The organism is Phaeobacter porticola, from assembly GCF_001888185.1.
Classification (GTDB): Bacteria; Pseudomonadota; Alphaproteobacteria; order Rhodobacterales; family Rhodobacteraceae; genus Phaeobacter; species Phaeobacter porticola.
In genome coordinates this window covers 1,992,734-2,007,173 of the sequence record NZ_CP016364.1, presented here as the reverse complement: position 1 = coordinate 2,007,173, position 14,440 = coordinate 1,992,734, and the positions used below count along the sequence as shown (strand labels likewise).

The following is a 14,440-nucleotide window of genomic DNA, read 5'->3' as shown; positions in this document are numbered from 1 at the left end:
TGCTTTATCCTGCCTTGATATGGCGCATCCGATCCAGCGCCCCCTGTAGGATATACGAAGCGGCGACGTGATCGATCACTTCTGCGCGACGTTTTCTGCTCGTATCCGCCTCCAATAGCGCCCTTTCGGCGGCAACCGTGCTCAAACGCTCGTCCCAGAATCCGATGGGCAGCTCTGTCAGCTTGGCCAGATTGCGGGCGAAGGCACGGGTTTTCTGGCAGCGGGGGCCTTCGGTGCCATCCATATTGCGGGGCAGGCCCAACAGCAGCGCGCCAACCTCACGGTCTTTGACAATCTCAAACAGGCGCGCGGCATCCAGGGTGAATTTCTTGCGCCGGATGGTTTCCAGCGGCGTGGCGACGGTGCCCAATCGGTCAGAAATGGCAACACCGACGGTCTTGTCGCCGAAATCCAGCCCGGCGATTGGGGCGAACCCTGGAACCGCGGCGGCGTAGGCCTCAAAATCATCGTAGATCATTGGGTCAGTCCTGCATTTTCTGCGGCGGCGGTAATGGTGGCCAGCGCCTCGGGTGTCTCGGCAAAGACCTCTTGCGCCTCGCTGTAGATCGCCTGAGCGCGCGCTGTTTCCTGCAGCACGGCGAGGGCGCCGATCAGCCGTGCCCACTCCTGCGGCGTGCCGCCGGTGGTGGCAAGGCGGTCGGAGAGGCTCTCAACCATACCACGGATCATCTGCTGGCGGTCCTCGGTGCTCATCTCCTCAGCGGCGGCGATATCATCAGCGCTCGGGCCTGCAAGGTCAGCATCGGGATTGGGGTTTTGACCGGGGATCGCTACGCTGCCCGGCGTGATCGGCGTGTAGTCCACGCCAGCGCGAAAGGCGATGTCTTCAATCTGAGCGCTGATCGCGGTGACCCATGGCGCGTCTTCGGGGCCCATGGCGAGGGTTTCGCTCCAGACTTCATAGGCCACATCCGGGCGGCCGATCTGCGCCATCATCAGGCCCCAGTAGTAGCGCGCGCCGCCATCAAAACGGTTCAGCGTCAGCGTGGTGCGCAGGGCGTCCTCCGCTTCGGGGGAGACATAGCCGCCTGCGGCCATGATCTGCAATTCCGCCAGCTCGCCAAAATCGCGCGCCTCAACATCGCCGGACATAATGCGGATGTAATTCGCCTTGGCCTTGGCGGCGGCGGCGAAATTGCCAAGGTTCGCCTCGTGCCGGGACAGCAGCGCCTGACCCTGTGCGTCATCAACGCGTTTGCTGGCGGTGTCGCGCAGCTGATCGACCAGCGTGGCATAGCCCGGCTCCACCACGCGGTCGGGGCGTTCTGGGGCGTCGGCTTCGGCCGCGGCCTGCGAGGGCCGGTTGGCGGCGCGTTCTGCCGCGGCATCGATGCGCAGTTGCAGGCCCAGGTCGCTGTATCCCGGCGCGCCGAGATTGGCATAAAGCAGATAGGTGCCGCCGCAGACCAGTCCGGCGAGGGCGGTTGCCACCACGCCTGTAAGGGCACGCGGCTGGCTACGCCCGGTGGTGGCGGCCTGTGCCTGGGCATCGGCGGTCAGAATGCGGCGGGAGATTTCGGTGCGGATGCGATCAGCATCTGCCTCTTGCAGAACCCCGCGCGCCAGATCCTTGTCGACATCGCGCAATTGCTGCCGGTAGACCTGCAGGTCATAGGCGGCGGCGGGTTCGCCGCTGTCGCGTCCGCGCAGCAGCACAAGCGATAGCAAGCAGGCCGTGGCCAGCGTGATGAGACTGATAACAATCCAGAAGGTCATGGGGGCTCCCGCAGTTTGAAACCCATGTATAGCGGTCTGGAGCCAGAAAAAAGGCCAAACGGCTGCGGCGCGCTGTCCCTGCTGGTGGCGCAGGGAGCGCAAAGGGCGTGTCACGCCGGTGATATCTTTGCGCGCGGATGTCGCAACCATGCATGATTGCGACGATAAACGGCGTAAGCCAGCCCTGTCTCTGGTGCATACCCGTTAACAGTCTCGAACCATCGGATTCGCCCATGAAACGTTATTCTGCCTTTGCTGTCGCGCGTGAGGCGCTGCGCTACCACACCGGATGGGAACGCGCCTGGCGCGCCCCGGAACCGAAACGCCATTACGATGTCGTCATCGTCGGAGCCGGGGGGCATGGTCTGGCCACAGCCTATTTCCTTGGCAAAAACTTTGGCATCACCAATGTCGCGGTGCTGGAAAAGGGCTGGCTGGGCGGCGGTAATACTGGACGCAACACAACCATCATCCGCTCGAACTATCTTCAGGATCCGTCTGCGGCGATCTACGAGAAATCGCGCTCGCTCTATGAGACGATGAGTCAGGATATCAACTACAACGTGATGTTCAGCCCGCGCGGCGTGATCATGCTGGCGCAGACCGAGCATGAGGTGCGCGGCTATAAGCGGACCGCCCATGCCAATGCGTTGCAGGGTGTTCCGACCGAGTGGATCGACCCCAAACGTGTCAAAGAATTGGTGCCGATCATCAACCTTGAGGGGCCGCGGTATCCGGTTCTGGGTGGGCTCTGGCAGGAACGCGGCGGCACCGCGCGCCACGATGCGGTGGCCTGGGGCTATGCGCGGGCCTGTTCCAACATGGGTATGGACATCATCCAGCAGTGCGAAGTCACCGGCGTGCGCAATGAAAACGGCCGCGTCGTTGGCGTCGACACCACCAAAGGTGCCATCGACTGCGACAAGCTGGGCATGGTGGTTGCGGGCAATTGTTCGCATCTGTCGGAAATGGCGGGCTTCCGTCTGCCGGTCGAAAGCGTGGCGCTTCAGGCGCTGGTGTCTGAGCCGATCAAACCCTGCATGGATGTGGTCGTGATGGCCAATACCGTGCATGGCTACATGTCCCAGTCCGACAAAGGTGAGATGGTCATCGGCGGCGGCACCGACGGGTTCAACAACTATACCCAGCGCGGATCCTTCCATCATATCGAGGAAACCGTGCGCGCCCTCAACGAGACCTTTCCGATGGTCAGCCGTCTGAAGATGCTGCGCCAGTGGGGCGGGATCGTGGATGTGACCGGCGACCGTTCGCCGCTGATCTCCAAAACGCCTGTTGGCAATATCTTTGTCAACGCAGGCTGGGGCACAGGTGGCTTCAAGGCGATCCCGGGCTCCGGCTGGGCGATGGCGGAGCTGATGGCCACAGGCCATTCACCGCTGGCCGAAGAGTTTTCGATGATGCGCTTCAAAGAAGGCAAATTCATCGACGAGAGCGTCGCAGCGGGTGTGGCTCACTGATGCCGCGCACCGTCGCAAAATTCCTGGAAGAATTTTGCCAAGGATTATCTGAAATCCTTGGCCCCCAGTTGGAGAGGTCCGCACAATGCTGATCCTTGAATGCCCCTATTGCGGCGTCAAAGCCGAAGAAACTGAACTGCACGCAGGTGGCGAGGCGCATCTGAAGCGTTTTGGTCCCGGTTCGTCAGATGACGAGTTTCATGACTATCTGTTCATGCGCGAAAACCCCAAGGGTGTGCATTTCGAACGCTGGCGCCACGCCAATGGCTGCGGCAAGTGGTTTCATGCCGCGCGCTGCACCACCACGCTGGAGGTGTTTGGCACCTATTCGGCGCAGACCTATGAACCGCCTCAGGACATTCTGGATGCGGTCACGGCCAAGCGCCCCGGTTGGACATGGCGGGATCTGAAATGATCGCCTGTCTGAACGTTACCTCCCTTTTCGTCGCCCTCTCTTGCGAAAGGTCCGCCACATGAGCACGCGCCTTGCCAAAAATGGCCGGTTGATCGACCGCTCCAAACCGATCGAGTTCACCTTCAACGGCAAGCGGATGAAGGGCTATGCAGGCGACACGCTGGCGTCTGCTCTGTTGGCCAATGACCAGATGATGGTTGGCCGCTCGTTCAAATACCATCGCCCGCGCGGCTTGGTTGCGGCCGGCCCGGAAGAGCCCAATGCGCTTGTGGGGCTGGGCACCGGCGACCGGTTTGAACCCAATCAGCGCGCCACCACGACCGAGCTGTTCTCGGGCCTGTCGGCGCAGTCGCAGAACCACTGGCCGAGCCTTGAATTCGACGTCGGCGTTGCCAACAACGCGCTGGCGCGGTTCCTGCCTGCGGGTTTCTATTACAAGATGTTCATCCACCCGCGTCCCTTGTGGAAACATGTCTATGAGCCGATCATCCGCCACTCTGCCGGTCTGGGCAAAGCGCCGGACAAGGAGCTGAAGGACGCCGACACCTATGAGCATTTCTACTATTTCGCCGATGTGCTGGTGATTGGTGGCGGTGTTGCGGGTTTGCAGGCGGCCAAGGCTGCGGCGATGTCCGGTGCCAAGGTGCTGCTGCTGGAGCAGAACAACCATTGGGGCGGCCGTGCGCCGGTTGACGGCGGCACCATCGACGGAATGGAGCCTGAGGCCTGGGTCGAGAAAACCCTCGCCGAGCTGCGGGGCATGGACAATGTGCTGCTGCGCGACCGCTGCATGGGCGCGGGTGTGTATGACCACGGTTACGCGCTGGGGTATGAGCGTCTGACCGATCATGCGCCGGGGCAGGGTGGTCCGCGCCACCGTCTGTGGCGGATCCGGGCGAGCCAGATTGTGACTGCGACGGGCGCGATTGAACGGCCTTTGTCCTTTGCGGGCAATGACGTGCCGGGCGTGATGCTGGCGGCGTCGATGCGCGACTATGCGGTGAACTGGGGTGTGACCCCGGGCCAGAAGGTCGTTGTCGCCACCAACAATGACGACGCCTATCGCACCGCGATTGCCCTGCATGCTGCGGGTGTTGAGGTGGTGCGCGTGCTGGATGCCCGTGACAGCGGCGGCGGCGCCCTGATGGAAGAGGTCCGTCAGCTGGGCATCCGCGTTGAATGTGGCCGGGCCATTGCCAAGGTGAAGGGCGGCAAGCGCGTCACATCCGTGGCGATCTGCGCCCAGAACGGTGAAGGCGGCGCGCAGGAAGAGGTCGAGGCCGATGCGGTCGCGATGTCCGGTGGCTGGTCGCCGGTTGTGCACCTGTGGTCCCATTGCGGCGGCAAGCTGATCTGGGATCAGACCCATGCAAACTTCCGTCCCGATGCCTCCCGTCCGCCACTTGGTGCGGATGGCGAGGGCTTTGTCATTGCGGCCGGCGCTGCCAATGGCGCTGCCGGTCTGGCAGAGGCGTTGAGCGATGCGCAGGCCGCTGGCGAGGCGGCGGCGAAGGCTGCTGGTCGCAAGGTCAAGGTGGGCACCGCGCCCGTTGGCGACGCGCCGACAGAGACGGCAATGGAGCCGGTCTGGCTTATGCCTGCCAAGGCCGACATCAAACTGCGCATGAAGACCTGGCTGGATTATCAGAACGACGTCAAAGTGTCGGACGTGCAGCTGGCGGCGCGCGAAGGTTACGAGAGCGTCGAACACACCAAGCGTTATACCACGCTGGGCATGGCAACCGATCAGGGTAAGCTGTCCAATATCAACGGCTTGGCGATCCTTGCTGATGCACTGGGGTCTGAAATTCCGCAAGTGGGCACCACCACCTTCCGTCCCCCCTATCACCCGATTTCGATGGGGGCGATTGGCGGTGAGGCCCGCGGCGAGATCTTCCAGCCGCTGCGCAAGACACCGATGCACGACTGGCACGACAGCAATGGTGCGGATTGGGAGCCGGTGGGCCAGTGGCGCCGTCCCTTCGCCTACGTGCGGTCCGGCGAGAGCCTGCATGACGCGGTGAACCGCGAGGTGAAGAACACCCGTGAGAACCTCGGCCTGCTGGATGCCTCCACCCTTGGCAAGCTCGTCGTGAAAGGTCCTGATGCGGGCAAGTTCCTCGACATGATGTACACCAACATGATGTCGACGCTGAAGATTGGCAAATGCCGTTACGGTCTGATGTGTTCGGAGAACGGGTTCTTGATCGACGATGGCGTGGTTGCGCGTATTGATGACGATACCTGGCTCTGCCACACAACCACCGGCGGTGCCGAGCGGATCCATGGTCATATGGAAGAGTGGCTCCAGACCGAATGGTGGGACTGGAAAGTCTATGTTGCCAATATCACCGAACAGCTGGCGCAGGTCGCCGTGGTTGGCCCCAATGCCCGCAAGGTTTTGGAAAAGCTGAACGAAAACGCGGGCGGTGGCATGGATCTTTCCAAAGAGGCGCTGCCCTTCATGGAGTGGCGTGACGGGGAGATCGGCGGCTTCAAGGCGCGGGCCTACCGGATCTCCTTCTCGGGTGAGCTGTCCTATGAGATTGCGGTTGCGGCCTCGGACGGGCAGGCGTTCTGGACCGCCTTGATGGAAGCGGGCAAGGAATTCGGGGTGATGCCCTATGGCACCGAATGTCTGCACATCCTGCGGGCCGAAAAGGGCTTCATCATGATCGGGGACGAGACTGACGGAACCGTTATTCCGCAGGATCTGGGCCTGAACTGGGCGCTGTCGAAGAAGAAAGAGGACTTCCTCGGCAAGCGGGCGCATACCCGCAGCCATATGGCCGATCCCGACCGCTGGCAGCTGGTGGGTCTGGAAACCACCGATGGATCGGTGCTGCCGGATGGCGCCTATGCAGTGGGCAATGGTGTGAATGCCAATGGGCAGAAAAACACCATCGGGCGCGTGACCTCGACCTATTACTCGTCGAATCTGGGCCGTGGCATCGCCATGGGTCTGGTCAAGCATGGTCCCAAACGGATGGGCGAGGTGATCGAATTCCCCGGCACCGACGGGACAATCTACAAGGCCAAGATCGTCGATCAGGTCTTTTACGATAAGGAAGGGGAGAAGCAGAATGTCTGATCCTGTCAGCGCAATGAATGGTGCGAAGTTCTCCGGTCTGGCACAGGTCGAGGACAGCGGATTGCAGGGGATGATTACCCTGCGTGGCGATCTGGCCTCGGCCCCGCTGAAAGCGGCTGTTAAGGCCGCCACAGGGGCTGATGTTCCAACCGGCGGTCAGGTGTCACTGTCCGACGCGGGCGGTGTCGCGTGGATGTCCCCGGATGAGCTGCTGTTGCTGGTGCCCTACGCCGAGGTTGACGCCAAGGTGGCGGATCTGGCAGAGGCGCTGAAAGGCGAACATGCGCTGGCGGCCAATGTCTCGGACGCACGTGGCATGTTCCGCCTGTCTGGTGATGGGGCACGTGAGGTTCTGGCAAAGATCTGCCCGGTGGATATGTCGGCTGAGGCCTTCAAACCTAGCCAGTTCCGCCGGACCCGTATGGCGCAGGTCGCAGCCGCATTCTGGCTGGATGAGGCGGGCGATTTTCACATCGTTTGTTTCAGATCCGTAGCGGCCTATGTGTACAAGTTGTTATCCACAGCTGCGCACCCACAATCTAAGGTAGGTGCATTAACTGGTTAAGGCAATTTAGCCTTGTAGTGAGTTTTATGCCCTTATAAAGTGTTCCTGGATTTCCGGGGGCACTTTTTATTTGGTTTTGTTGGTCTTTCTCCAACGTTGATTCGTAGTTGTCACCAAATCGGAAAACTTATTTAGGGCAACGTGGTTCGCTAAGTTGTCGCAAGACGATTTGGAGTTCGCATGTCCAAGGTCTCTGACCTGTTTTCACCAGTGGCACGATCGCTCGGCCTTATTTTTGGTCTTGCCTTGGGCGCTGGCCTGTCGATGTCGGCACAGGTTCAGGCGCAGACACGGGCACTGGACGGTATGTATGTCTGTGATATTAAATCGCTGTCGGGACGTGGTTGGATTCCGCCCCAGATCAGCCTGCGCTTTTACAATGAATGGTCCGCCGAGGTCGTGCATTTGGGCAACCTCAGCGCTCTGGCCGGGCGCGCATTGAAGGCTGGTTTCTTTCGCCTCAGTGAGAGTTCCTACCGGGTTAGTTGGACCATCTCCAACTCGTCTGTCGGCAATAGCGCAGGCGCGGTGGAAACCCATTATCGTGCGGTTTTCAACACCCGGAATATGAAGATCTCCGTGCAGGTGATCTCTGCGGGAATGGAGCCCGACTCTCCGCGTGGCATCGGTCGATGTGAGCAGATTACCGGTTAGCTCACTGTTTCGGGGTTGCCGAGTTTGGTCGATCGTTGACATCAGGTTGCTCAACTGGCAGTTGCACCTGTAAACTCCTAATACGCCTTTAAAATTTACGTGAGGTATCTTTATGAAAACTCTGATCAAAGCCGCTGCGGCGATCACTTGTCTGTTTGGCGCGGCACCTGTTGTTGCAGCACCTGTCACCTATGACTGCGAGATCACCTCGTATGAGAAATACGGCTGGCTCTCGCCGCGTGTTTTGGTCTTTGTGGATCATGAGGAGAAAGTTACGGGCGTAATGGACGGCATTATCGCCAGCGTGCAGAAAACACCGATGATCGTGCCCTACGATCAACGTTCTAAAAACCGGCTCAAGCTGAAGTGGACCGTCAACAATATCGACGCACGTAGTGGCTCTGCCAAGGCAAGCTATTCAGCGACGATGGATGAGCCGCGTATGAAGCTGTCGATTACAGCCCGCGTACACGGCTACGACAACCGCCCCTCTGGCAGTGGCCCTTGCAAGCGCAGCAATATCAAGCTGCGCAAATAAGCAGGTCAGGACAAACTTACCTGCACTGCCTCGGTCAAAGTATTGTCCGGGTCGTGATTTACATAAGAACCTGAGCTATTTTTTAGGTGTTTCCCCGGCTTGGTCTTGACCAACGGGGGCACCAGCCGCATGTATCTGCCTAGGAACACAACAGATAAAACAGGGGGCCCAGATGGCTTTTGAACTTCCCGATCTTCCCTATGCCCATGATGCGCTGGCATCCAAAGGCATGTCTGCCGAAACGCTGGAATACCACCACGACCTGCACCACAAGGCCTATGTGGACAATGGCAACAAGTTGATTGCTGGCACCGAGTGGGACGGCAAGTCCTTGGAAGAGATCATCAAAGGGACCTACGACGCAAACGCTGTCGCCCAAAGCGGTATCTTCAACAACATCTCGCAGCTGTGGAATCACAACCAGTTCTGGGAAATGATGGGCCCGGGTGAGAGCAAAATGCCAGGCGATCTGGAAAAGGCGATCACCGACAGCTTTGGTTCTGTTGGCACGTTCAAGGAAGAGTTCTCGGCGGCAGGCGCTGGCCAGTTCGGCTCTGGCTGGGCTTGGCTGGTCAAGGACACCGATGGTGGCCTGAAAGTCACCAAGACTGAGAACGGCGTGAACCCCGTCTGTTTTGGTCAGACCGCCCTGCTGGGGTGTGACGTGTGGGAGCACTCTTACTACATTGACTTCCGCAATAAACGCCCGGCCTACCTGACCAACTTCCTCGACAATCTGGTCAACTGGGAAAACGTTGCATCGCGTATGTGATAGCTACAGATCAGTGATTGATCTGAGGCTCCGTCCGGTATCGGACGGGGCCTTTTTTTTATGGCGGATCACGTGGGCCTGTGGAACAATTTCGGCGCCTATGTGTTGTGGTAGTGAACCCACAACACACGGAGGACCGACATGGCAGACCGCGTCAGATCAAAGGATGGCCGTCAGGAAACCAAAGAGATCCTGGGGGCAGAAGGCAGCGTTTCGCACGGCGGCCGCACCGGTGGCCGACTGGCCCGGGAGGTCGCGACCGAGGACGAGGAAAAGCGTGTTGTGGAACGCCCAGCCGGTGCCACCCGCGTGACCAAATCCAACGAGCAGGAGGACCAGTAATGGCACAGCTTGATCACGGTACATTTGTCCTGGTGACCGATAGCGAAAAGGCCCTGTTGTTGCAGAACACCACCGATGCGCAGGATCCAAATCTGGAGGTGCGCCGCAAGGAAGAGCAGGACAATCCCTCCGACATTGAACAATCTGCAAACCGGCCCGGTCGGATGCATGATGGCGGTCCTGGGCAACGATCTGCGCTGGATGATACTGATTGGCATGAACTGGCCAAGGAACGTTTCGCCGATGATATCGCCGATCTGCTTTACGCGCGCGCCCACAAGGGCAAGCTGGGGCCGATTGTTCTGGTGGCCTCACCTCAGGTGCTGGGCAATCTGCGCGGCAAGCTGCACAAGGAGGTGCAGGACTTGGTCACGGCGGAGATCCCGAAGACCCTGACCAATCACCCGCTGGATGAGATCGAGAAAATCGTCCAGAACGAGCTGGCAGGCTGACCCGGCAGGGGCGTGCGTCAGACGGATTTACAGCAAACGCGGTGCAGGAATGCGCCGCGTCCTGGTCGTCTTGATCAGTCGCGCAGCATGGCCAGCGCATCTTCGACGCTGGTGACCCAAGTGAGGGCGGCGGAGGTTTCGTCACCGGCAAACCCTTCGGCGACGACGTGATCCACCAGAGCTTTGAGCGGATCCCAATAGCCGTCGATATTCAGGACCAGGATCGGCTTTTGGTGCAGCTCCAGCTGCCGCCATGTCAGCGCCTCGAACAGTTCGTCCAGAGAGCCGGCGCCGCCCGGTAACACCACCACGGCATCGGCGTTGTATAGCATGACCTTTTTGCGTTCATGCATGGTTTCGGTGACCACGTAGGTGTTCAGATCGGTCTTGGCGACCTCGCGGCGGACCAGATGTTCAGGAATAACGCCAAACGTTCGCCCATCTGCGGCCTGCGCTGCCCGTGCCACGCGGCCCATCAAACCAACATCGCCAGCGCCGTAAACCAGCCGTTGGCCCTGTCGGGCAAGGCCTGTGCCAAGCGCCTCGGCGGCGGCGGCATAGGCGGGACGGGTGCCGTCACGCGATCCACAATACACACAGACGGAATGAATACGCATGGCGATCACCTTTTTTGTTGTGTTCGGCGGGGAAATAAGTCGTCCTTTGGACCCTGATAGCCGCATTGAATGCTTGGCTCAAGCAAGCGGGGGGGCACATCCCGCAGGATCGGCAGTATTGGACCCTGTCTGGGGGCCGGGATGGTCGAAAGGGAAGGATTGGAATGACAATTGTAACGGGCAAAAGCGGGCTGTCCACAACGACCATCGGCGGCGTTGCGGCGGTGGTTGCGGTGCTTGGCGGCGTGGTTTTTCTACAATGGGGCGGTTCTGAAAAGGAGGATCCCCAAGGCAGCAGGTCGGCGGAGGGGGAGCAAGTGGTGATCTCACCCAGCAGTTCGTCAGACCGCAAGCTGGTCTCACCTGTGGTGGCGAATGACGCAGCCGACACGGGTAACGAAAAGGACTCGTTAGCAGAGGCTGATCAGGTCGATACGCCGGTGGCAGAGCCCGCGGCTGAGGCGACGCCGACAGAGACTGCAGCCGGGGACGCGGTTGCCGATACAAATGATGTGGCCGCTGCCGAGACGGCAGAGGAGGCCACAGACGTGGCGGGGTTCAGCGCGCCGCAGATGGATTTGGCACGGTTTGAGATGGATGGCAGCGGTATGGTTGCCGGGCGTGCGGCCCCCGGATCGGTGCTGTCGCTGATGTTGGACGGGACAGTGATTGAGACGCTGACGGTGCCGCCGGATGGTGCGTTTGTGCTGTTTACCAGCGTTGCCCCCTCGGACCAGCCGCAAGTGATATCACTTGAAGCGGCGCTGGACGGCGCGGTGCTGGCCTCTGACGCGCAGTTCATCCTAGCGCCTGTTTCACCGGTAGAGGTGGCCGTGGCTGAGGAGCCGACAGCGTCTCAGGTGGCATTGGCCGATACGCCGGACGCGGAGCCTAAAGTGACCGGTACGCGCGCGGCGGAGGCCGAGGTGGCGGACGTGAATGCGGATCCAACCCCCGAAATTCGCAGCGATGAGGTGGCTCCCACAGCCGAGGTAACGACGCCCGAGCAGCCTGAGGGAGCCACGGCTGAGGTCATAGCCCGCGTTGATACCAGCGATGAAACCGAGGCTGTGCAGTCGACGGGGGATGTCGCAGAAGGGGTGGCGCAGGTCACCGCAGACGAGGATGTCGCCCAACTATCAGAGCCTGCAACCACCGCTCAGCCAGAAACTGCGGTAACAGCTGACGCCGAGGCGGCTTCTGTCCCTGATGACGCCCAAGCGGCACCAAATCGGGTGGCAGTGCTGCGTGCGGACGCCAGCGGCGTGCAGCTGGTACAGCCGACGACGCCGACATTGGCCGAGGCACCGGATACCGTGGCGCTGGATACCATCTCATATGATGCAGAAGGGGCTGTGGTGCTGAGCGGGCGGGTGCGTTCGGATGCTGTTGTGCGGGCCTATCTCGACAACTCCGCCATCGCCGACCTGCCGGTCGATGACGACGGGCGCTGGTCGGGCATTCTGCCCGATGTCGCACCGGGCATCTATGCGCTGCGGCTGGATGCGCTGGATACCGAGGGCAAGGTGCTGAGCCGCCTGGAAACTCCGTTCAAACGTGAAGCACCAGAGGTGCTGCAACCGGCTGTCGACATTGCTGCGGCCAGCCCGGATGTATCGCCCACCGGGGCGACGCCGCTGGTGCGGGTTGTGACAGTGCAAAAAGGCGATACGCTTTGGGCGATTTCGCGTGAACGCTATGGCGACGGGCTGCTGTATGTGCGGGTGTTTGATGCCAACCGCGAGGCCATCCGCAACCCGGATCTGATTTATCCCGGTCAGGTGTTTGCGGTGCCGGTGCAATAGCAGGCTGCATCTGATCGACGCGACAGGGCCGCCTGATGTGCGGCCCTCAGCCAGATAACAGGCCCAGTTGGTAGGCCCAGGTAGCGCGGCGCGCTGGTCAAACGGGCGTGTGCCGCCTATGTCAGAGATCTTGCAACAAGGAACTGTGATGACTGACACGGATATGACAACCGCGCACGAGGAGCGCCGCTCGGGTCTGCGCACCCTGCGCCGCGTTGGCCCCTATCTCTGGCCTGAAGGTCTGAACTGGGTCAAATACCGCGTGGTGGCAGCACTTGCGGTGCTGATATTGGCCAAGCTGGTCGCCGTTTATACACCGATGCTGTACAAAGGCGCTGTGGACAGCCTGGCGGGTGAGGGCGTGCCGCCGCTGGCACTGGGGGCGGTTGGTCTGACCGTGGCTTATGGCATGGCACGGATCCTCACCAATGGGTTTCAGCAATTGCGCGATGCGGTGTTTGCCCCGGTGGGCCAGCGGGCGCTGCGGCGTCTGGCACTGGAGACCTTTCGGCATATCCATCGCCTGTCGATGCGCTATCATATCACCCGCAAGACCGGCGGGCTGAGCCGCATTATCGAACGCGGCGTGAAGGGCGTGGAGTTCCTACTGCGCTTCCTGCTGTTCTCCATCGGCCCATTGGTGCTGGAGCTGACACTGGTCGCCATCATTCTCGCGGTGATGTTCGACATCTGGTATCTGGTCGTTGTGGTTGTCACCATCGGGTTCTATGTCTGGTTCACCTTTGCCATCACCGAATGGCGGGTGAAGCTGCGTCGCGAGATGAACAAGCAGGACACCGACGCCAATCAAAAGGCGATCGATAGCCTGCTGAACTATGAAACCGTTAAATATTTCGGCGCCGAAGAACGCGAGGCCGCGCGCTATGATGTGGCCATGCGCGCCTATGCCAAGGCGGCGCTGAAGACGGCCTATTCACTGGCATTCCTCAACTTTGGCCAAAGCCTGGTAATCACCGGCGGTCTGGTTGCGGTGATGGTGATGGCGGCAATCGGCGTGCAGCAGGGCAATCTGACGGTTGGCGATTTTGTAATGGTCAACGCCTATATGATCCAGATCACCGTGCCTTTGAACTTCCTAGGGACTGTATACCGTGAAATCCGCCAGAGCCTGGTGGATATGGGCGAGATGTTCGATCTGATCGAACAGGCGCCGGATGTGACCGACGCTCAGGATGCCAAACAGCTGACTGTGAATGGCGGGGCCATCAGGCTGGATGCGGTGGAATTCGGCTATGACAGCGATCGCCAGATCCTCAAGGGCGTCAGCTTTGAGGTGGCAGCCGGGCACACGGTGGCCATTGTTGGGTCAACCGGGTCGGGAAAATCCACCATCGGCCGCTTGTTGTTCCGGTTCTATGATGTGACGCGCGGCGCGCTGCGCATCGACGGGCAGGATGTGCGTGATGTCACACAACAAAGCCTGCACGCCGCCATTGGTGTGGTGCCGCAGGACACGGTGCTGTTCAACGACACCATCCGCTACAACATCGCCTATGGCCGGGACGGGGCGACGCAGGACGAGGTCGAACAGGCGGCGCGCGATGCGCAGATCCACGATTTCATCATGCGGCTGCCTGAGGGGTATGAGACGCAGGTGGGTGAACGGGGACTGAAGCTGTCGGGCGGTGAAAAGCAGCGGGTGGGCATTGCCCGCACCCTTCTGAAGAATCCGCCGATCCTGCTGCTGGATGAGGCAACATCGGCGCTCGACAGTGACACCGAGCAGGAGATCAAGGAAGCCCTGTCGCGGGCCGGGCAGGGGCGCACGGTGATCACCATTGCGCACCGACTTAGCACGGTGGCGGAGGCGGACCAGATCATTGTGCTGGAACAGGGCGAGATTGCTGAGCGCGGCACGCATGACGAGCTGCTGGCCAAGGACGGGCGTTACGCGCATCTGTGGCAACGCCAGCAATCGGATCAGGATGCAGCGTAGCAGTTGCGCTCTGGATA

General features: G+C 60.6%; 14 protein-coding genes. 11 read left to right on the top strand and 3 right to left on the bottom strand.

Going from position 1 to position 14,440, the window contains the following annotated elements:
• Positions 1-4: 4 nt before the first annotated feature.
• Both ruvX and ccmI read right to left on the bottom strand, forming a co-directional pair.
• Positions 5-478, bottom strand: coding sequence for a Holliday junction resolvase RuvX (gene ruvX / locus PhaeoP97_RS09630; protein WP_072504883.1), 474 nt, complete (start codon positions 476-478; stop codon positions 5-7).
• Positions 475-1,737: a c-type cytochrome biogenesis protein CcmI gene (ccmI, locus tag PhaeoP97_RS09625; protein WP_072506396.1), complete on the bottom strand. Its 1,263-nt coding sequence runs from the start codon at positions 1,735-1,737 to the stop codon at positions 475-477. The genes ruvX and ccmI overlap by 4 nt, the downstream gene beginning before the upstream one ends.
• 233 nt (positions 1,738-1,970) lie before the next feature.
• Here ccmI and PhaeoP97_RS09620 point away from each other — a divergent pair, with 233 nt between their 5' ends.
• The 9 genes from PhaeoP97_RS09620 (at position 1,971) to PhaeoP97_RS09580 (ending at position 10,044) form a co-directional block, all read left to right on the top strand.
• Positions 1,971-3,215, top strand: a complete 1,245-nt coding sequence (locus tag PhaeoP97_RS09620) for a sarcosine oxidase subunit beta family protein (protein WP_072504882.1) — start codon at positions 1,971-1,973, stop codon at positions 3,213-3,215.
• Positions 3,216-3,300: 85 nt separating this feature from the next.
• On the top strand, positions 3,301-3,630 hold the full coding sequence (locus PhaeoP97_RS09615; RefSeq protein ID WP_014874937.1) for a sarcosine oxidase subunit delta: 330 nt from the start codon (positions 3,301-3,303) through the stop codon (positions 3,628-3,630).
• Between the two features lie 58 nt (positions 3,631-3,688).
• Positions 3,689-6,721, top strand: coding sequence for a sarcosine oxidase subunit alpha family protein (locus PhaeoP97_RS09610; protein WP_072504881.1), 3,033 nt, complete (start codon positions 3,689-3,691; stop codon positions 6,719-6,721).
• Positions 6,714-7,286, top strand: coding sequence for a sarcosine oxidase subunit gamma (locus PhaeoP97_RS09605; protein ID WP_072504880.1), 573 nt, complete (start codon positions 6,714-6,716; stop codon positions 7,284-7,286). Before PhaeoP97_RS09610 ends, PhaeoP97_RS09605 begins: the two co-directional genes overlap by 8 nt.
• Positions 7,287-7,466: 180 nt before the next feature.
• Positions 7,467-7,940 carry a hypothetical protein gene (locus PhaeoP97_RS09600; RefSeq protein WP_072504879.1) on the top strand — a complete coding sequence of 158 codons (474 nt, stop codon included), beginning with the start codon at positions 7,467-7,469 and terminating at the stop codon, positions 7,938-7,940.
• Positions 7,941-8,052: 112 nt separating this feature from the next.
• On the top strand, positions 8,053-8,478 hold the full coding sequence (locus tag PhaeoP97_RS09595; RefSeq protein WP_072504878.1) for a hypothetical protein: 426 nt from the start codon (positions 8,053-8,055) through the stop codon (positions 8,476-8,478).
• A gap of 172 nt (positions 8,479-8,650) precedes the next feature.
• Positions 8,651-9,250, top strand: coding sequence for a superoxide dismutase (locus tag PhaeoP97_RS09590; RefSeq protein ID WP_072504877.1), 600 nt, complete (start codon positions 8,651-8,653; stop codon positions 9,248-9,250).
• A gap of 141 nt (positions 9,251-9,391) precedes the next feature.
• A complete protein-coding gene (locus PhaeoP97_RS09585; protein WP_072504876.1) occupies positions 9,392-9,592 on the top strand; it encodes a hypothetical protein in 201 nt (66 codons plus the stop codon).
• Complete coding sequence (locus tag PhaeoP97_RS09580; protein ID WP_072504875.1) at positions 9,592-10,044, top strand: host attachment family protein; 453 nt, start codon at positions 9,592-9,594, stop codon at positions 10,042-10,044. Before PhaeoP97_RS09585 ends, PhaeoP97_RS09580 begins: the two co-directional genes overlap by 1 nt.
• Before the next feature lie 74 nt (positions 10,045-10,118).
• Here the strand turns inward: PhaeoP97_RS09580 and PhaeoP97_RS09575 are convergent, their stop codons facing one another.
• Positions 10,119-10,661, bottom strand: coding sequence for an LOG family protein (locus tag PhaeoP97_RS09575; RefSeq protein ID WP_072506395.1), 543 nt, complete (start codon positions 10,659-10,661; stop codon positions 10,119-10,121).
• Between the two features lie 164 nt (positions 10,662-10,825).
• Between PhaeoP97_RS09575 and PhaeoP97_RS09570 the strand changes: the two genes are divergently transcribed.
• Both PhaeoP97_RS09570 and PhaeoP97_RS09565 read left to right on the top strand, forming a co-directional pair.
• On the top strand, positions 10,826-12,466 hold the full coding sequence (locus tag PhaeoP97_RS09570) for a LysM peptidoglycan-binding domain-containing protein (protein ID WP_072504874.1): 1,641 nt from the start codon (positions 10,826-10,828) through the stop codon (positions 12,464-12,466).
• Between the two features lie 148 nt (positions 12,467-12,614).
• Positions 12,615-14,423: an ABCB family ABC transporter ATP-binding protein/permease gene (locus PhaeoP97_RS09565; protein ID WP_072506394.1), complete on the top strand. Its 1,809-nt coding sequence runs from the start codon at positions 12,615-12,617 to the stop codon at positions 14,421-14,423.
• The last annotated feature ends 17 nt before the right edge of the window (positions 14,424-14,440 follow it).

Excerpts from the sequence above, each read along its gene's own strand:
- ruvX (WP_072504883.1), bottom strand. The coding sequence starts at position 478 with ATGATCTACGATGATTTTGAGGCCTACGCCGCCGCGGTTCCAGGGTTC.
- ccmI (WP_072506396.1), bottom strand. The coding sequence starts at position 1,737 with ATGACCTTCTGGATTGTTATCAGTCTCATCACGCTGGCCACGGCCTGC.
- PhaeoP97_RS09620 (WP_072504882.1), top strand. The coding sequence starts at position 1,971 with ATGAAACGTTATTCTGCCTTTGCTGTCGCGCGTGAGGCGCTGCGCTAC.
- PhaeoP97_RS09615 (WP_014874937.1), top strand. The coding sequence starts at position 3,301 with ATGCTGATCCTTGAATGCCCCTATTGCGGCGTCAAAGCCGAAGAAACT.
- PhaeoP97_RS09610 (WP_072504881.1), top strand. The coding sequence starts at position 3,689 with ATGAGCACGCGCCTTGCCAAAAATGGCCGGTTGATCGACCGCTCCAAA.
- PhaeoP97_RS09605 (WP_072504880.1), top strand. The coding sequence starts at position 6,714 with ATGTCTGATCCTGTCAGCGCAATGAATGGTGCGAAGTTCTCCGGTCTG.
- PhaeoP97_RS09600 (WP_072504879.1), top strand. The coding sequence starts at position 7,467 with ATGTCCAAGGTCTCTGACCTGTTTTCACCAGTGGCACGATCGCTCGGC.
- PhaeoP97_RS09595 (WP_072504878.1), top strand. The coding sequence starts at position 8,053 with ATGAAAACTCTGATCAAAGCCGCTGCGGCGATCACTTGTCTGTTTGGC.
- PhaeoP97_RS09590 (WP_072504877.1), top strand. The coding sequence starts at position 8,651 with ATGGCTTTTGAACTTCCCGATCTTCCCTATGCCCATGATGCGCTGGCA.
- PhaeoP97_RS09585 (WP_072504876.1), top strand. The coding sequence starts at position 9,392 with ATGGCAGACCGCGTCAGATCAAAGGATGGCCGTCAGGAAACCAAAGAG.
- PhaeoP97_RS09580 (WP_072504875.1), top strand. The coding sequence starts at position 9,592 with ATGGCACAGCTTGATCACGGTACATTTGTCCTGGTGACCGATAGCGAA.
- PhaeoP97_RS09575 (WP_072506395.1), bottom strand. The coding sequence starts at position 10,661 with ATGCGTATTCATTCCGTCTGTGTGTATTGTGGATCGCGTGACGGCACC.
- PhaeoP97_RS09570 (WP_072504874.1), top strand. The coding sequence starts at position 10,826 with ATGACAATTGTAACGGGCAAAAGCGGGCTGTCCACAACGACCATCGGC.
- PhaeoP97_RS09565 (WP_072506394.1), top strand. The coding sequence starts at position 12,615 with ATGACTGACACGGATATGACAACCGCGCACGAGGAGCGCCGCTCGGGT.